General features: G+C 36.6%; 14 protein-coding genes and 2 pseudogenes. 13 read left to right on the top strand and 3 right to left on the bottom strand.

The genetic code is table 11. The features are described from left to right. Positions 1–24 precede the first annotated feature (24 nt). From H3Z85_19950 to H3Z85_19915, 8 genes and pseudogenes are all read left to right on the top strand, one after another. Complete coding sequence (locus H3Z85_19950; GenBank protein ID QPQ51512.1) at positions 25–1,740, top strand: phospho-sugar mutase; 1,716 nt, start codon at positions 25–27, stop codon at positions 1,738–1,740. Positions 1,741–1,977: 237 nt separating this feature from the next. Then, entirely contained in the window at positions 1,978–3,231 is a 1,254-nt protein-coding gene (locus tag H3Z85_19945; protein ID QPQ51511.1) for an aminotransferase class I/II-fold pyridoxal phosphate-dependent enzyme, read from the top strand. 113 nt (positions 3,232–3,344) lie between these two features. Beyond that, positions 3,345–3,692 (top strand): hypothetical protein, encoded by a 348-nt coding sequence (locus tag H3Z85_19940; protein ID QPQ51510.1) that lies wholly within the window; start codon positions 3,345–3,347, stop codon positions 3,690–3,692. A gap of 371 nt (positions 3,693–4,063) precedes the next feature. Further along, the gene (locus H3Z85_19935; GenBank protein QPQ51509.1) at positions 4,064–5,056 is read left to right on the top strand and encodes a phosphatase PAP2 family protein; all 993 of its coding nucleotides are present in this window, start codon (positions 4,064–4,066) and stop codon (positions 5,054–5,056) included. 232 nt (positions 5,057–5,288) lie between these two features. Continuing rightward, a complete protein-coding gene (gene kdsB / locus H3Z85_19930) occupies positions 5,289–6,011 on the top strand; it encodes a 3-deoxy-manno-octulosonate cytidylyltransferase (GenBank protein QPQ51508.1) in 723 nt (240 codons plus the stop codon). Between the two features lie 89 nt (positions 6,012–6,100). Then, positions 6,101–6,763 (top strand): histidine kinase, encoded by a 663-nt coding sequence (locus H3Z85_19925; GenBank protein QPQ51507.1) that lies wholly within the window; start codon positions 6,101–6,103, stop codon positions 6,761–6,763. 36 nt (positions 6,764–6,799) lie between these two features. Continuing rightward, positions 6,800–7,374, top strand: a pseudogene (locus H3Z85_19920) (glutathione peroxidase). Between the two features lie 167 nt (positions 7,375–7,541). After that, positions 7,542–7,967 carry a VOC family protein gene (locus H3Z85_19915; protein QPQ53962.1) on the top strand — a complete coding sequence of 142 codons (426 nt, stop codon included), beginning with the start codon at positions 7,542–7,544 and terminating at the stop codon, positions 7,965–7,967. Positions 7,968–7,989: 22 nt separating this feature from the next. Here the strand turns inward: H3Z85_19915 and H3Z85_19910 are convergent, their stop codons facing one another. Continuing rightward, the gene (locus H3Z85_19910; GenBank protein QPQ51506.1) at positions 7,990–8,646 is read right to left on the bottom strand and encodes an NAD(P)H-binding protein; all 657 of its coding nucleotides are present in this window, start codon (positions 8,644–8,646) and stop codon (positions 7,990–7,992) included. A 106-nt stretch (positions 8,647–8,752) separates the two neighbouring features. Here H3Z85_19910 and H3Z85_19905 point away from each other — a divergent pair. Next, positions 8,753–9,105: pseudogene (locus tag H3Z85_19905) on the top strand (MmcQ/YjbR family DNA-binding protein). Between the two features lie 134 nt (positions 9,106–9,239). Beyond that, the gene (locus H3Z85_19900; GenBank protein ID QPQ53961.1) at positions 9,240–9,698 is read left to right on the top strand and encodes a hypothetical protein; all 459 of its coding nucleotides are present in this window, start codon (positions 9,240–9,242) and stop codon (positions 9,696–9,698) included. Between the two features lie 79 nt (positions 9,699–9,777). Here H3Z85_19900 and H3Z85_19895 read toward each other — a convergent pair whose 3' ends face one another. Continuing rightward, positions 9,778–10,698, bottom strand: coding sequence for a bifunctional riboflavin kinase/FAD synthetase (locus H3Z85_19895; protein ID QPQ51505.1), 921 nt, complete (start codon positions 10,696–10,698; stop codon positions 9,778–9,780). A 206-nt stretch (positions 10,699–10,904) separates the two neighbouring features. Between H3Z85_19895 and H3Z85_19890 the strand changes: the two genes are divergently transcribed. The 3 genes from H3Z85_19890 (at position 10,905) to H3Z85_19880 (ending at position 13,682) form a co-directional block, all read left to right on the top strand. Continuing rightward, positions 10,905–12,413: a F0F1 ATP synthase subunit beta gene (locus H3Z85_19890; protein QPQ51504.1), complete on the top strand. Its 1,509-nt coding sequence runs from the start codon at positions 10,905–10,907 to the stop codon at positions 12,411–12,413. Between the two features lie 89 nt (positions 12,414–12,502). After that, the gene (locus H3Z85_19885; GenBank protein ID QPQ51503.1) at positions 12,503–12,784 is read left to right on the top strand and encodes a F0F1 ATP synthase subunit epsilon; all 282 of its coding nucleotides are present in this window, start codon (positions 12,503–12,505) and stop codon (positions 12,782–12,784) included. A 79-nt stretch (positions 12,785–12,863) separates the two neighbouring features. Further along, on the top strand, positions 12,864–13,682 hold the full coding sequence (locus H3Z85_19880; GenBank protein QPQ51502.1) for a hypothetical protein: 819 nt from the start codon (positions 12,864–12,866) through the stop codon (positions 13,680–13,682). A gap of 192 nt (positions 13,683–13,874) precedes the next feature. Here the strand turns inward: H3Z85_19880 and H3Z85_19875 are convergent, their stop codons facing one another. Then, entirely contained in the window at positions 13,875–16,064 is a 2,190-nt protein-coding gene (locus H3Z85_19875; protein QPQ51501.1) for a radical SAM protein, read from the bottom strand. Between the last annotated feature and the right edge of the window lie 75 nt (positions 16,065–16,139).

Raw genomic sequence — 16,139 nt, 5'->3', positions numbered from 1 at the left:
ATTATAAAAGAACAACGTACAAATATGAACACATTAGAAAAAGCGAAACTTTGGTTGAGTGATACTTTCGATGCAGAAACGAGAAATGCAGTACAAGCTTTAATCGACAGCAATTCCCCTGATCTTGAAGATTCTTTTTACAGAGAATTGGAATTCGGGACGGGAGGTATGCGTGGAATTATGGGTGTAGGAACCAACCGCTTAAATAAATATACTCTGGGACAGGCAACTCAGGGATTGGCCAACTACATGCTGGAGCAGTTCAAAGGAGAAGAGATTAAGGTGGCAATCGCTTACGACGTTCGTCACAATTCAAAAGAATTTGGAAAATTAGTAGCTGATGTTTTAACAGCAAATGGAATTAAAGTGCTACTTTTCAAAGATCACAGACCTACGCCTGAATTGTCTTTTACGGTTCGTGATAAAAAATGTAACGGAGGAATTGTATTGACAGCCTCTCACAATCCACCCGAATACAACGGGTATAAAGTATATTGGAATGACGGAGCTCAAATTGTTCCGCCCAATGACGAAGCGATCATCAAAGAAGTTTATTCTGTAAAATTTGATGAAATTAAATTCGACGGAAATGACGAACTGATCGAATGGATCGGAGAGGAGCAGGATGAAGTGTACATCGATGCCTGCATCGAAAACTCTACCTATCAGAATGTAGGAAAAGAAAACTTAAACATTGTTTTCACTTCCATTCACGGAACAACATATACTACCATTCCAAAAGCTCTTGAAAAGGCAGGATTTAAAAAAATAGATCTTGTAAAAGAGCAAATGATTCCAAGCGGAAATTTCCCGACAGTAGATTCTCCAAACCCGGAAGAACCTGCAGCATTGGAAATGGCTATGGATCTCGCAAGAATCACCAATGCAGATATCGTAATAGGAACAGATCCTGACGGAGACAGGTTGGGAATTGCCGTAAGAAATCTTGATGGTGAAATGCAATTGCTGAACGGTAACCAGACCAACACAATCCTTACGTATTATATCCTGAACGAATGGAGAAAACAGGAAAGAATTACCGGAAAAGAATTCATCGGTTCTACGATTGTAACTTCCGACATTTTCTATGATATCGCACAGAAGTTCGGAGTTGAATGTAAAGTAGGTCTTACAGGATTCAAGTGGATCGGAAAAATGATCCGTGAAGCCGAAGGAACACAAAAATTTGTGTGTGGCGGAGAAGAAAGTTTCGGATTTATGACCGGAGATTTTGTTCGTGATAAAGATTCTTGCGGAAGTATTCTTTTAGCTTGCGAAATTGCGGCATGGTGCAAAGCCAATGGAAGAACAATGTACCAATACATGATTGAGATCTACGAAGACTTAGGAATGTATTATGAAGGATTGATCAATATTGTAAGAAAAGGAAGAGAAGGAGCTGAAGAAATTCAGAATATGATGAAAAACTTCCGTGAAAATCCACCAAAAGAACTGGCAGGTTCTCCGGTAGAAGAAATTAAGGATTTTAAAGAACAAACAAGCTTTACCGTTTCAACAAACGAGAAAAAAGTAATGAATGACATCCCTTCCTCGAATGTATTGATTTACTACACTCAGGACGGAACAAAAGTATGTGTAAGGCCTTCAGGAACAGAACCGAAAATCAAGTTCTATGTTTCAGTAAAAGATGCAATCAGTTCTGAGGCTGATTTCAGAGACAAATTAAAATCATTGGAAGCTAAAATAGGTGCAGTTAAAACAGATTTACAACTGGATTAATCTTCACTGGCAGACCCTGAAAACAACAGTTGATACTGTTCATTACTATAGTTTCCTGTAAAAAGGAAACTGCGGTTTGTGAGGTGAAAACTCCAACACTATCTTCCGGGAATTAGTGAATCCTATAACTATAAAAACTAAAGAACTAATAGCCGATTTGATGTTCATGTTTCTGAAAATAAGATAGATAATGAAATCAATGTAAAAAAATATTAGTAAATTTTAAATAAGAATAAAGTGAAAGTTTCAAAATTAGCAGCGAACCTGATCGGTTCTGAAATTGTAAAAATTGGTAACGAAGTAAATGATCTAAAAGCAAAAGGAGCAGAAATTGCCAATCTTACTATTGGTGACCTGAATTCTAATATCTATCCTATTCCGGCATTGCTGAAGGAAGAGATTCAGAAAGCCTATCAGAATAACCTGACAAATTATCCTCCTGCCAACGGACTTTTATCTTTAAGAAAAGAAGTTTCCAAAGACTTAAAAAACAGATGGAACCTGGACTATTCCCCTAATGATATTTTGATTACCGCAGGATCAAGACCATTGATCTATGCTGTGTACAAAACAATCGTTGATGAAGGAGATAAAGTAGTATATCCTACACCATCATGGAACAACAATCACTATGCGTACCTTACTTCTGCCAATGCTGTAGAAGTAAAAACAAAACCTGAAACCAATTTCCTTCCGACAACAGATGACCTGAGACCACATCTGGACGGGGCTGTTCTATTGGCACTTTGTTCACCATTGAACCCGACAGGAACGATGTTTACCAGAGAGCAACTTTCTGATATCTGTGAATTGGTCATTGCCGAAAACAAAAAAAGAGGAGCAGATGAAAAACCGTTATACCTTATGTATGACCAGATCTATTCTAACCTTACTTTTGGTGCAGAACACGTAGATCCGGTTTCTCTTTTCCCTGAATTGAAAGACTATACCATCTATATCGACGGGATTTCAAAATGTCTTGCCGCAACCGGAGTACGTGTAGGATGGGGATTCGGACCGGCTCATATCATTGATAAAATGAAAGCTCTGCTTACACACGTAGGAGCATGGGCACCAAAACCTGAACAGGAAGCGACTGCAAAGTTTTATGAAAATCCTGAAAACGTAAACGTATTCGTAGAAGATTTCAAAGCGAAACTGGAAGAAAGCTTAAAAGTTCTTCACGGCGGAGTTCAGGATTTAAAAGGAAAAGGTTTGGCAGTAGACAGCATTGAGCCTATGGGAGCATTATACCTTACGATCAAACTTGACTATATCGGAAAAACAAAACCTGACGGAGCTGTCATTGAAAACTCCTCCGACCTTGTATTCTATCTGATCAATGAAGCGGGTGTTGCTTTAGTACCATTCTCTGCCTTTGGAGAAGATAAATCAGAGCCTTGGTTCCGCGCTTCAGTAGGAGGACTGGCTGTAGATGAAATCAAAGTAATGCTTCCGAAACTGGAAAATGCTTTGAACAATTTAAAGTAAATTCAAAACAAAAATAAATGCTTTGGCTTTGCTCAGCATGACACCGTTAAAACCATAGGATTAGCATCGTCAGGCTGAACGGAGCCAAAGTTTTTTAATAGGGATCTCATTTAATGAAACCTTCAGGGAAACAACTTCTGCCAACAAAACTTCTGTTTTATTCTACATTAGCAATCATTACGTTGGTAATCCTTTGTGTGTGGATTTCCGGGATGGCTTCTCATCGTTCTTTATTCCAGAATTCCATCTTATCAACATCCATTCTTGCAGGATCTTTTTTCTTATTTATAAGCATTGGTTTGTATTATGGTTTAAGACTAAAAGATAATATAGGAAATATCCTGAATAAAGAACTAATTAAACGTTATGCAGATAAGGCTCCAACAATAGATGGCTTTGACTTTGATCTACCCGACGCAGGAGATGGAATAGGAGGCGCTGTGCTTTCTGTTGTTTTATAGATTGTATTTTCAATTTTGCTCATTTTTCTTTTACCATTACTCGGACTCTTTTTCTGGTCTGCTGTTTTGTCTTTAAGTGCCATGTTGTACTGGATATTTTTCAAGGCATTGAGGTTGGTATTCAAGAACTCGGGAAAATGTAAAGGAAATATATTAAAAAGTCTTGGATTGGGCTTTTTTTACTCCTCCATCTATGTTTTTTGGATCTATGGAATTATTTTTTTACTTAATTATATGAATTGATCATAGATCTCTTTTTTTGAAAAAAAATTAAATAAAAATTAAAAATCAGCTAAACATTTTGTAGTACAGTCAAGTTGGAAGTACCTTTGGGGCTTTTATAAGAATAAACAGGGTTGAAAACGACAACGATGAAAAAACTGAGATTTTTGCTATTACCTTTTTCTGTAATGATATGTGCACAGGAAGTGGATACATTGCAGGTAAAAGAATTACAACAGGAATTATCTACGGATGCACCGAAAGTACAAACCTATACTTTGAAAGATGGTTCGGTCAGAACATACCCTAAACCCAAACTTTTTGATTTTGTAACCAAATTACCCCGAAATTTTATTGATACCAATAAAGATTTTGTTGCAAAAGATCATGCTTATTACTTAGGTGGAGCAGTGGCCTCCACATTGATCCTGTTACCTTTTGATCAGAAACTGATCGATAATTCGAGGGAACTCGGTGAGAGATGGGGAATGGACAAGGATAACAATTACACCAAACTTGGGGGTGTTTTTAAAATACCCAAAGATATCGGGTCCACTCTTTACCTTATCGGAAACGGTTCTACACTGGTTTTGTTGGGAATTGGTTTCGGGACTTACGGTTTAATCAAAAATGACTACAGAGCACAGGCTACAGCGAGCGGATTGATGGAAAGTTTAATTCTTTCCGGAGTTTTCACTCAGACCATTAAAAGGATTACCGGAAGAGAAAGCCCGTTTATTGCAGAAGAAAATGGTAACAAAGGAGGGGCATGGAATCCTTTTCCAAGTTTTTCGGCCTTCAGCAAAAATACCTCCAATTACGATGCCATGCCATCAGGTCATTTAACAACATTTATGGCCGGTATAACAGTTATTGCAGACAATTATCCTGATGCAAAATGGATAAAACCTGTTGGATACACCCTGGCCGGAGCATTATGCTTTCAAATGATGCAAAGCAAAGTACACTGGGCTTCAGATTACCCGTTGGCATTATTGATGGGATATTTTATAGGAAAAACCATCTCAAAAAGCAGATACACTTCAACAGAAGGGACTATAGGAAAAACAAAATATAAATTTGACCTTATGGCATCCCGTCAATGGGAATACAATATGGTAGGAGTGAAACTCTCTTTTTAATTTATTGACTCATTTAATAAAAATCTATACCCTATTCTCACATTTTTAATGAAAATGTGGGAATTTTGTTTTTTTAAAAGGCAGAATTCGAAGGATTTATGAAGACTATGGGGCAGAATACCACATTTTATAGATCAAACTAAAATACTTTTCACTATTTTTGGTCTGAATAAGCCATATCATCTTTTTTTGGAGATATTGGCCTGAAGATACTTAATTAATATTGTACTGAATGAAAATTATCGCTGTCATCCCTGCACGCTATGAGGCAAGCCGTTTCCCGGGAAAACTGATGCAGATTTTAGGAGACAAAACTGTTATCACAACTACCTATCAGAATGTTGTTGAAACCGGTTTGTTTGATGAAGTTTTTGTCGCAACAGATTCTGAAATCATTTTAGATGAAATTGTAAAAAACGGAGGAAAAGCAGTAATGACGGGACAACATGAAACGGGAAGTGACCGGATTGCTGAGGCGGTACAGAATATTGACTGTGATATCGTTATCAATGTCCAGGGAGACGAACCGTTTCTTAAACTGGACCCTTTAAAGCAATTAATAGAAGTTTTTAAAAATGATGACCGCAAAGAAATTTCTCTGGCTTCTTTAAAAATTCAATTATTTGAAAAAGAAGAAATTGAAAATCCCAATAACGTAAAAGTAATTACCGACAATAATGGGTTTGCCCTTTATTTCAGCCGCTCTGTGATACCGTTTCACCGGGAGGTGTCCTATGATATAAACTATTATAAACATATCGGTGTATACGCTTTCAGGAAAGAAGCTTTGCTTCAGTTTTCAAAACTGGAAATGAAACCTCTGGAAATTTCAGAAAAGATAGAATGCATCCGCTATCTTGAATATGGAATGAAAATAAAAATGGTGGAAACGAATTTCGTGGGAGTAGGCATTGATACGCCTGAAGATCTGGAAAAAGCAAGGAAATTAATTTAAAATGCAATCATTTCAAAAAGAATAGGGCAATTCGACGTTTTTGCTTTTTATCTCAAATCCCCTTATATTTGAATTTATAAATAAAATTAATGAAGAAGTTACTGCTAGTATTTGGCCTGATATGTTCACATTTAGTTTTTGCACAAACCGCAAAAGAAATTATAGACAAAAACATTGAATTATCCGGAGGATTAACCAATTGGAAACTTTTAAACTCAGTATTGCTTCAGGGAAAAGTAGTCCTGGGAATTAAAGATGAATATCCTATAAAGATTTACCAGCAACGTCCTAACCTTACGAAAACATTAATTACAACCGGTGGAAAAGAAACTGCTATTGAAGGTTTTGACGGAACAAAAGGCTATGCAATGAATTATGCAGCCAACAAACTTCAGGTATACCCTGAATATATTCCCGAAAGCTTTGACAATGATTTCATCGACTGGGAAAATAAAGGTTTTGCCGCAAAATATCTTGGAAAAGAAAAAGTAGGAGAGATCTATTGCCATAAAGTAGAGCTGACCAAGAATGTGAACAAAAATTTGTATTTTTTTGATACTAATACATATATGCTTTTAAAAGAAGTGAAAAAAGATGAAACGGTTGTATATTCCGATTATAAAAAAGTAGGAAATCTTGTAATGCCTTTCAGAATTGAATCTTCAAGCCCTAAAAAAGACGGTGACTATGTAATGCTATTCAATAAAATTGATGTCAACAAAGTTTTTCCGGCTAATATTTTTAAATTTTAAATTAATTGCAGTCATACTGTATAAAATGAATAAGAAATGAAAAATATTTTTTTAATGCTGCTTTCCGCAATTGCTTTTCTGCAAAGCTGCACCAACCAAAAAACTGAAATTTCTGAAGCTAAAACCAAAGAACTTATGGGAAAAACAATATATGATTTCAAAGTAGAAGGCCTTGACGGGAAAGAAATTAATTTTGCCGATTTTAAAGGAAAAAAATCCTTATCGTTAACACCGCTTCAGAATGCGGATTTACTCCCCAGTATGCAGACCTGGAAAAAGTATATGAACAGTATAAAGATAAATTAGTTATCGTAGGTTTTCCGGCCAATAATTTTGGAGGACAGGAGCCTGGTACCAATACTGAAATCGGTGCATTTTGCCAGAAAAATTATGGCGTTACATTTCCGATGGCTGCTAAAGTTTCAGTAAAAGGAGATGATACGGCACCTATCTTTAAATATCTGACAGAGCAGGAACTCAACGGGGTAAAGAATACAACAATCCTTTGGAACTTTACCAAGTTTTTACTGGACGAGAATGGAAAACTAATCGATACTTTTGTAAGCACAACGAAGCCGACAGACGATGCGGTTACAAAATATCTGAAATAAAGATAAAAAAGTATATTTTTACAAAGTGGGTGTTTTACATCCGCTTTTTTTTATTTTTAACCCAATTTCAAATATCCATGAAGAAAATAATTTTTATCCTTTGCATTCTGGCTTCATTTATGTCAGGATTTGCATTTAAAGCGGTTACTGAAATTAAATCTGATGATATGAAAAGGGTAACCGGCATTGGCGGAATCTTTTTTAAATCTAAAGATCCTAAGAAAATGAGAGAATGGTATAAAGACCATTTAGGCCTTGCTACCAACGAATATGGTGCCGTGTTTGAATGGTTCCAGGGCGCTGACAATTCCAAAAAAGGATTCAGCCAATGGAGTCCATTCAGTGAAAAGACAAAATACTTTCAGCCTTCTGAAAAAGATTTTATGATTAATTATAGGGTAAATAATCTCGAAAAACTCATTGAACAACTTAAAAAAGAAAATGTAACAATCGTTGACAAGATAGAGACCTATGAATATGGAAAATTCGCCCATATAATGGATCCTGAAGGAAACAAAATAGAACTCTGGGAGCCTAATGATATCGAGTACGAAAAATTAGGACAGAAAATGGGAAGTACCACCACAAAATAATTGATACTCACTCCATTCATGATCACGTAGTTGTTTTCTCTGCAAAACAAAATATATTCCCCAGTTTGATACTGGAATACCCATTGCTTTTAATCTTTGAAGAATTGATCATGGCCTTTGCTAAAATATCAGTAGGTAAGGGCCTCTGGCTTTCCAGCAGTCCCAGTTTGTTAGCAAATTTTATAATCCTGCTTCCTAAAACTTCCCCGGTCCGTTCAGAATCTTTCCTTTCGAGCATTCCCGGTTTAAAAATGGTTATTTTGGTGAAATGAAGCTGCTTTACGGCTTCTTCAAGCTCACCCTTCATTTTAGAGTAGAAAATTTTCGATGTCGGGTTCGCACCGTAAGCGGAAACCAGAATATAGTCTTCAACATTATTTTCCTTCGCTGCTTTTGCAAATTCATACTGATAATCAAAGTCTACTTTTTTCTGTGCTTCCTTGCTTCCAGCGGCTTTTAAAGTAGTACCAAGACATGAAAAGGCTACATCTCCCTTCACCATTTCTTTCCATTCTTCAGGTTTTTCAAAATTGACCACATGCACATTCAGCCGGTCATTTTGAATATTGACGGGTTTTCTTACGAAAATATCAACTTCCTCAAAATCTTTATCGTTGAGTAAATGGTTGACCAGATCTTTTCCTGTAGCGCCTGTAGCACCGATTACCAAAGCTTTCATAATAATTGTGATTGGTGAAACTTTTTTTCTCTTCTTAAATTTACTAAATTTGATTGAAAGACTAAAAGAATATTATCAACCATTATTCATTATTCACAATTATACCATGGATGCCAACGAAGTTTTAGACTATTGTCTTGCTAAAAAGGGGTTACTGAAAGTTTTCCTTTTGATAACGAAACACTTGTGTTAAAAGTAGATACTAAAATGTTCTTACTGATGGGGCTTGAAAAGAAGCCATTATCAATTAACGTGAAAACTGATCCGGAATGGAGTGCAGAATTACGGGAACAACATCCTCAGATTACCGGTGCCTATCATATGAATAAAACCCATTGGAACTCCGTGATGCTTGATGGATTGAAAAAAGATTTAATTTTTAAACTCATCGACCAGTCCTATAATCTGGTTTTTAAGTCTTTGACTAAAAAAGCCCGGGATCTGGTGAATAATTCATAAAACTGTACATTTAAATTGATTTCTTTTAGGTACGAAATTTGTTATCAAATAGGAGTGAAATACTAAATCAACATTAATAAAATAAAGAACAAATGAGAAATCACCTTTTATTATTCATGGCGGCTGGTACATTGATGCTGACAAGCTGCAATAAGCCGGCTCCAAAAGACAACGCCGGTACTACCGAAACTCCACCTACAGAAACTGCGACTGCAGCAGAAGGTTCCGACAATCTGAAATTGGAATTTTCCGGGACAGACAAGTTTGTGATTAAAAATCCTAAATTCAAAGTGAGTCTGTACGGAGCAGATGAAAGATTGGCAGATGCGCCGGCAACATTAATTACAGAACAGGAATTTGAACAAAAATCTGTTCCGTTTACCATAGATCTTGCCGTTCCGAAAGATGCTGAAAGTAAAATTAATCCGAAGCCGGCAGGACCTGTTAAATACTATGTTGCCGTAAGTTGGGATTCAGACGGCAACGGAAAAGCGGGTGAGAAAGGAGATATCTTTATCGATCACGATAAGCAATTCCCTAACGTAAAACTGAATGGAGAAACCCAGAAGGTATATTTGAAGGTATTGAAATAAACCCTTACAATAGGATTTTAACCAATAGAAAATAGGAAAAAAGGCTGTCCCCATAGTGAGACAGCCTTTTTTGTATCTTTTAGAAATTAAATTCTTCTGTTAATCTTTTATCTTCGTCGAGTCTTTCAATCAGCTTTTCAATACCTTCGAATTTGATTTCATCATGGAGAAAATCCCTGAATCTTACCGTAATTCTTTCATCATAAATATCCTCATCAAAATCAAGGATATAAACTTCAACGGTTAATTTTTCACCGTTTACGGTAGGATTGGTCCCAATGCTCAACATTCCCTTGTAGTGTTGTCCTTTTACGTCAACTTCAACGATATAAGCCCCCTTTTTAGGAAGAAGTTTTAATGATTCAGTATCGATATTCGCAGTAGGATAGCCTATTGTTCTCCCGATTTTCTTACCGTGGACTACCGTTCCGGAAACAGAGTAGGAGTATCCCAACATTTCATTGGCTTCCTTAATATCTCCGGTTAAAAGGGCATTGCGAACCTTTGTAGAGCTAATGTTATTTTCATGAATATTAATAGCTTCCATTTGCTCTACTTCAAAGCCAAGCTCTTTGGATAATTTTACCAGAAGGTCAAAATTTCCGCTTTTATTCTTTCCAAAAGAATGGTCATAACCTATAATAAGGTATTTTACATTCAGTTTGTCAATTAAAATCTGGCGTACAAATTCTTCGCCTGTCAAGTTTCTGAATTCTTCATCAAATTCTTTCAGGAACAGGTTATCAATGCAATATTTTTCTATCAGTTGTTTCTTTTCTTCTAAAGTATTCAGAAGTTTTAAATCTTCATTGGGATTGAAAACAAACCTGGGATGGGGCCAGAAAGTAAGGATGGCAGTTTCCAGATTGTTGTCTGCACCTACTTTTATCAGTTCATCAATAATACTTTTATGCCCAAGATGTACCCCGTCAAACATACCCAGAGACAATGCTAAAGGCTTCTGAGAGGAATAATCTTTAAAATTCTTGAAAACTTTCAAAACGGAGAAATTTTTGATTGCAAATATAGATATAATGTAACAATCTATCAATATAACAATGTCGCAATATTTTTGACCGGAAAAAATCATTCCTACATTGGAAAATTCCTGCATAGGGAAATTTATAAAAGCATGATAAAAATCTTTTTTTACCAATTGTGGGTTTATGAAGAATCACTATATTTGCACCAAGAAAAAATTTAGCAATGGCAAACCAAATTAAAGGTAAAATTTCTCAAATTATTGGTCCGGTAATCGACGTTGTCTTCACAGATGTGGAATCTGTTCCAGCAATCTATGACGCGTTAGAAATTACAAAAGAAAACGGTGAAAAAGTAATCTTAGAGGTAGAACAACATATTGGCGAAGATACAGTAAGATGTATTGCAATGGACGCTACAGACGGTCTTAAGAGAGGTCAGGATGTAATCGGATACGGAAATCCTATTACCATGCCAATCGGTGAGGCTGTAAACGGAAGATTATTCAACGTAGTTGGTGATGCTATCGACGGACTTCAAAATATTTCTAAAGACGGAGGTCTTCCTATCCACAGAGAAGCTCCAAAATTTGATCAACTTTCAACTTCTGCAGAAGTTTTATTTACAGGTATTAAAGTAATCGACTTAGTGGAACCTTACGCAAAGGGAGGTAAAATTGGTTTGTTCGGTGGTGCCGGTGTAGGTAAAACAGTATTGATCCAGGAGTTGATTAACAATATTGCAAAAGGACACGGAGGTCTTTCGGTTTTTGCCGGAGTAGGTGAAAGAACGAGAGAAGGGAATGACCTTTTGAGAGAGATGTTGGAATCAGGTATTATCAAGTATGGTGATGATTTCATGCACTCTATGGAAAACGGAGGTTGGGATCTTTCTAAAGTAGATTTAGAAGCTATGAAAGATTCTAAAGCAGCATTCGTTTTCGGACAGATGAACGAGCCGCCAGGTGCAAGAGCGAGAGTAGCACTTTCTGGTCTTACATTGGCTGAGTATTATAGAGATGGTGGTGAAAGCGGACAAGGTAGAGACGTACTTTTCTTCGTAGACAACATCTTCCGTTTTACACAGGCTGGTTCTGAGGTGTCTGCACTTCTTGGTCGTATGCCATCAGCGGTAGGTTACCAACCGACTCTTGCTTCTGAAATGGGTGCGATGCAGGAAAGAATTACTTCAACTAAAAATGGTTCAATTACTTCAGTACAGGCGGTTTACGTACCTGCGGATGACTTAACTGACCCGGCTCCTGCAACAACGTTTGCCCACTTGGATGCAACAACAGTACTTGACAGAAAGATTGCTTCATTAGGTATTTACCCGGCGGTAGATCCATTGGCATCTACTTCAAGAATCCTTGCTCCGGAAGTTATCGGTCACGATCACTACAACTGTGCTCAAAGAGTAAAAGAAATTCTTCAAAGATATAAAGCGCTTCAGGATATCATCGCAATCCTTGGTATGGAAGAACTTTCTGAAGAAGATAAATCAGTAGTTTACCGTGCGAGAAAAGTTCAGAGATTCCTGTCTCAGCCTTTCCACGTAGCAGAACAGTTTACAGGTATTCCGGGATCATTGGTTGATATCAAAGATACGATCAAAGGATTCAACATGATTATGGATGGTGAATTAGATCACTTACCAGAAGCAGCTTTCAACTTGAAAGGAACTATCGAGGAAGCTATCGAAGCAGGACAAAAAATGTTAGCTGAAAACGCTTAATAAATTAGACATAAAGAGATCAGATACTAGACATGAGACGTTAAGGTTGTCTGAAATCTGAAATCTGAAATCTTCAAATCTAAATTAAAATGAATATAAAAATTTTAACACCAGAATATGTAGTTTTTGAAGGAGAAGTAGAATCTGTATTATTGCCTGGGAAAAATGGTGAATTTCACATCATGAAAAACCACGCGGGAATCGTTTCTTCTTTGATCGGAGGTGAGGTAAAGCTATTTGCTAATTCTATTGATGAAGCTTTTGCTAAAAACTTTACCAAAGAAGCTGGAAAAGACTCTGTTTTTGCTTATGCTATCAAAAGCGGTGTTGTAGAATTTAATCATAATAAAGGAATTATCCTTTGTGAATAATTAAATGAAAAGCTAAATATATTTTCAAGAAAGTGTAACTTTGTGTTACACTTTTTTATGTATGTAAAAGTCTGATTCTATGAAGAAAAGTATAATCATATTCTTTACACTTCTGGTCATTTCCCTTCATGCACAGAATATCAAGACCAAAAGAGGAATTATTAATTTAGACGGAATCCCGGTAGCAAAACTTACCCACAAATCCAGTGAATATACTTTTTTGGATTTGAAGGAAACCCCTCTGTATACTATAAAGTTTATTGATAAAAGCGTTGTCGACTCCGTTCGTGACAGCTATATTCAGATTAACCGGGTATACAACAGAGATAAAACCCTTGAATTGGATTATATTTCCCCTTCTGCATTTTCAGGAGAAGAAAAGTCCGCAGTCTATACTTCTATAAAAGGATTAAAGATCATTGATAATAAAGGAATCAATGTGAAAAACCTCGATGAACTATTTGCCAATCCTCCGAAACGAAAACTTGACACCAAAACCAAGGAAGGATATACAGTGAAAACCAAAATTGATAAAATGAATATTGAAGTCAATAAGGTAGGCGAAATTTTAAGCAATGGTGTCCCGGTAGGATATTTTACCAATTTGCCGGTAAGTTTCGGTTCAGATGATACGATTATGGATAAGACTTTCGTTGATATCGAAATCTATGATGCCAAAAGTAAGTATATCGGAAAATATATAACCACTACAAAACAATTAAAAACTGCTGGAGGAAAGTCTTTCACGATCTATAAGGAAATGTCAGGCAGAGCTTCCATTTTGAAATTTCCTACCTATAAAGCACTTGCTGAAAGGCTGGCCATTATGGATCCTACTTTTATTAAAATACAGGAAAAGGTATCTGTAGGTCCTGTGGTAAAAGAGCAGCCCCATTAGAAAAAGATTGGAAAATGCGATCTGCGGGAAAATAAGCATCATTAGAAACGGGCTTTAGCCCGTTTACATAAGAATTCCACATTCATTGGCTTTAGCCAAAACATAAAATATTCCTACGGAATGACAGAAATTTATAGCCGTTTCAGAAAAAAAGCGAGTTTTCAAAAATCCTTGAGAAAAAACTAACCGGTTTTATAAACTTAAAATCACCCCATTTTCTTTCAATTGCTGCATGGGTTTCGAAAACCAAAATAACTCAAAATCTTCAAAATTTTCTTCAAAATTATTTTTAAGTTGCTGAACTGTAGGTTTTTTTAAATTTTCAATGGCATGTTCTTCCAGAATTTTCATCAGCCACTCAGCCTTTTCCTGCTCAAGTTCCACCGTTACAATATTGGTTTTTAAGTGGAATGTCAGAAGGCTATACGCACCGGAATATTTCTTTTTATTTTTTATCCGATTCTCAGCGATTACGTTTTTGGTTAAAAAAACAATTTTTGAATTTCCTTTAAAAACAAATTCATTTTCTTCTAAAAGACAATCGTGAATATAGTCGGGATGAATATTTGTTCTCGGAATTTTGAAATCAAACCATTCCTGGAGTGACATTTCAAAATTCACTCCATGCATATAATTAAAAAGAGACTTCTTGAGGCCGAAACTGAATTTGTTATGGTCGATTCCGGTTTTATCTTTAAAATCGATATCATTGTTGGCAAAGTGAATTTCCTGTTTTACCGGAACGACCCCGAAATCTTCAGGACTCATCCCGACCGGTGAATGGGCAGTCATGGCAAACTGATGCCAGAATCCACTTTGGAGAATTCCCATTTCAAACATCTGGCGGACCATTTCTAAAGAGTCCACTGTTTCCTGAACAGTTTGGGTAGGGTAGCCATACATCAGATACGCGTGTACCATAATACCTGCTTCGGTAAAATTTCTGGTCACTTTGGCAACCTGTTCTACGGAAACTCCTTTGTCGATTAATTTCAACAGTCTGTCACTGGCTACTTCAAGTCCTCCGGAAACAGCAACACAACCCGAAAGTTTTAACAGATAACAAAGATCTCTCGTGAAGCTTTTTTCAAATCGAATATTCGTCCACCAGGTAACGACAAGATTTCTTCGTAGGATCTCCAGAGCAACCTCTCTCATCAGAGCCGGAGGTGCAGCTTCGTCTACAAAATGGAAACCTGTTTCGCCGGTTGTTTTGATAAGCTCTTCCATTCTGTCAACAAGAATTTTGGCAGAAACAGGTTCATAGATCTTAATATAATCCAGCGAGATATCACAGAAAGTACATTTTCCCCAATAGCAGCCATGGGCCATGGTGAGCTTATTCCATCGTCCGTCACTCCACAGGCTGTGCATAGGATTGGCAATTTCAATGACCGAAATATATTGATCCAGCTTCAAATCGGTGTAATCCGGAGTTCCGATATCTGCTTGTTTATAATCGTGTTTTTTTGAATTGTTTTTATAAACGACTTGCTGATCTTCAAGCAAAAAAGTTCTTTTATATTCAGGATTTTCTTTGGAATGCACTACAATATCACAAAGAAGCTCGAGCGGAACTTCACCGTCATCCAATGTGATGAAATCAAAAAATTCAAAAACCCTCTGATCCTGTACTTCCCTTAATTCTGTATTAGGAAATCCTCCTCCCATAGCAATTTTAATGTGAGGATAATTCTTTTTTATAAACTGGGCACATTTGAAACCGGAATATAAATTGCCTGGGAACGGAACGGAAAAACAGACAAGCTTTGGTTCCACAGCTTCTATTTTTTCACGAAGAATTTTTAAAGTAAAATCATCGATAAATGTCTGTTCACCGGATAATTTTGAATATAATTCATCAAAAGAGTTCGCACTTTTTCCGAGACGCTCTGCATATCTGCTGAAGCCGAAGTCTGCATCCATATTCTCAACAATATAATCAGAGATGTCCTCAAGGTATAATGTTGCCAGATGTTTGGCTTTATCCTGTAAACCCATATTCCCGAAAGCGAATTCCATATCATCCAACTGGTTGAAACGGGAAGCCTCCGGAAGAAAATTCATGCTGCAGATCTGTCTTGCCAATGTAGGTGTTTTTCCCTGCAGGAAGGGGATAACCTGATCTATCGTTTTTAAATATTCTTCCCGTAATGCAAAGATTCTCCGGGAATTTTCAGATGCATTTGCGGGGTCTGTTTTCATACTGAAAACCTTTTCAAGTCCGTCTCTTGAAAATAATTCCAAAATAACATCAATCCCCAAATCAACCTGATAGCTTGAAATATTTTTGGTATTTAAAAATCCTTTAATATAAGCAGTGGCAGGATAAGGAGTATTAAGTTGGGTAAAAGGCGGAGTAATAAGAAGCAGGTCTTTCAACAGAAATTTTTTGCAAAGTTATTCCAAAGTTTTTTCAGAAAAAAATTTTTGCTCCTGATTATATACAGGGTTGAA

The organism is Chryseobacterium indologenes, assembly GCA_016025055.1.
Lineage (GTDB): Bacteria > Bacteroidota > Bacteroidia > Flavobacteriales > Weeksellaceae > Chryseobacterium > Chryseobacterium indologenes.
The sequence above is the reverse complement of the archived record's forward strand: the minus strand, read 5'-3'. Positions and strand labels throughout refer to the sequence as shown.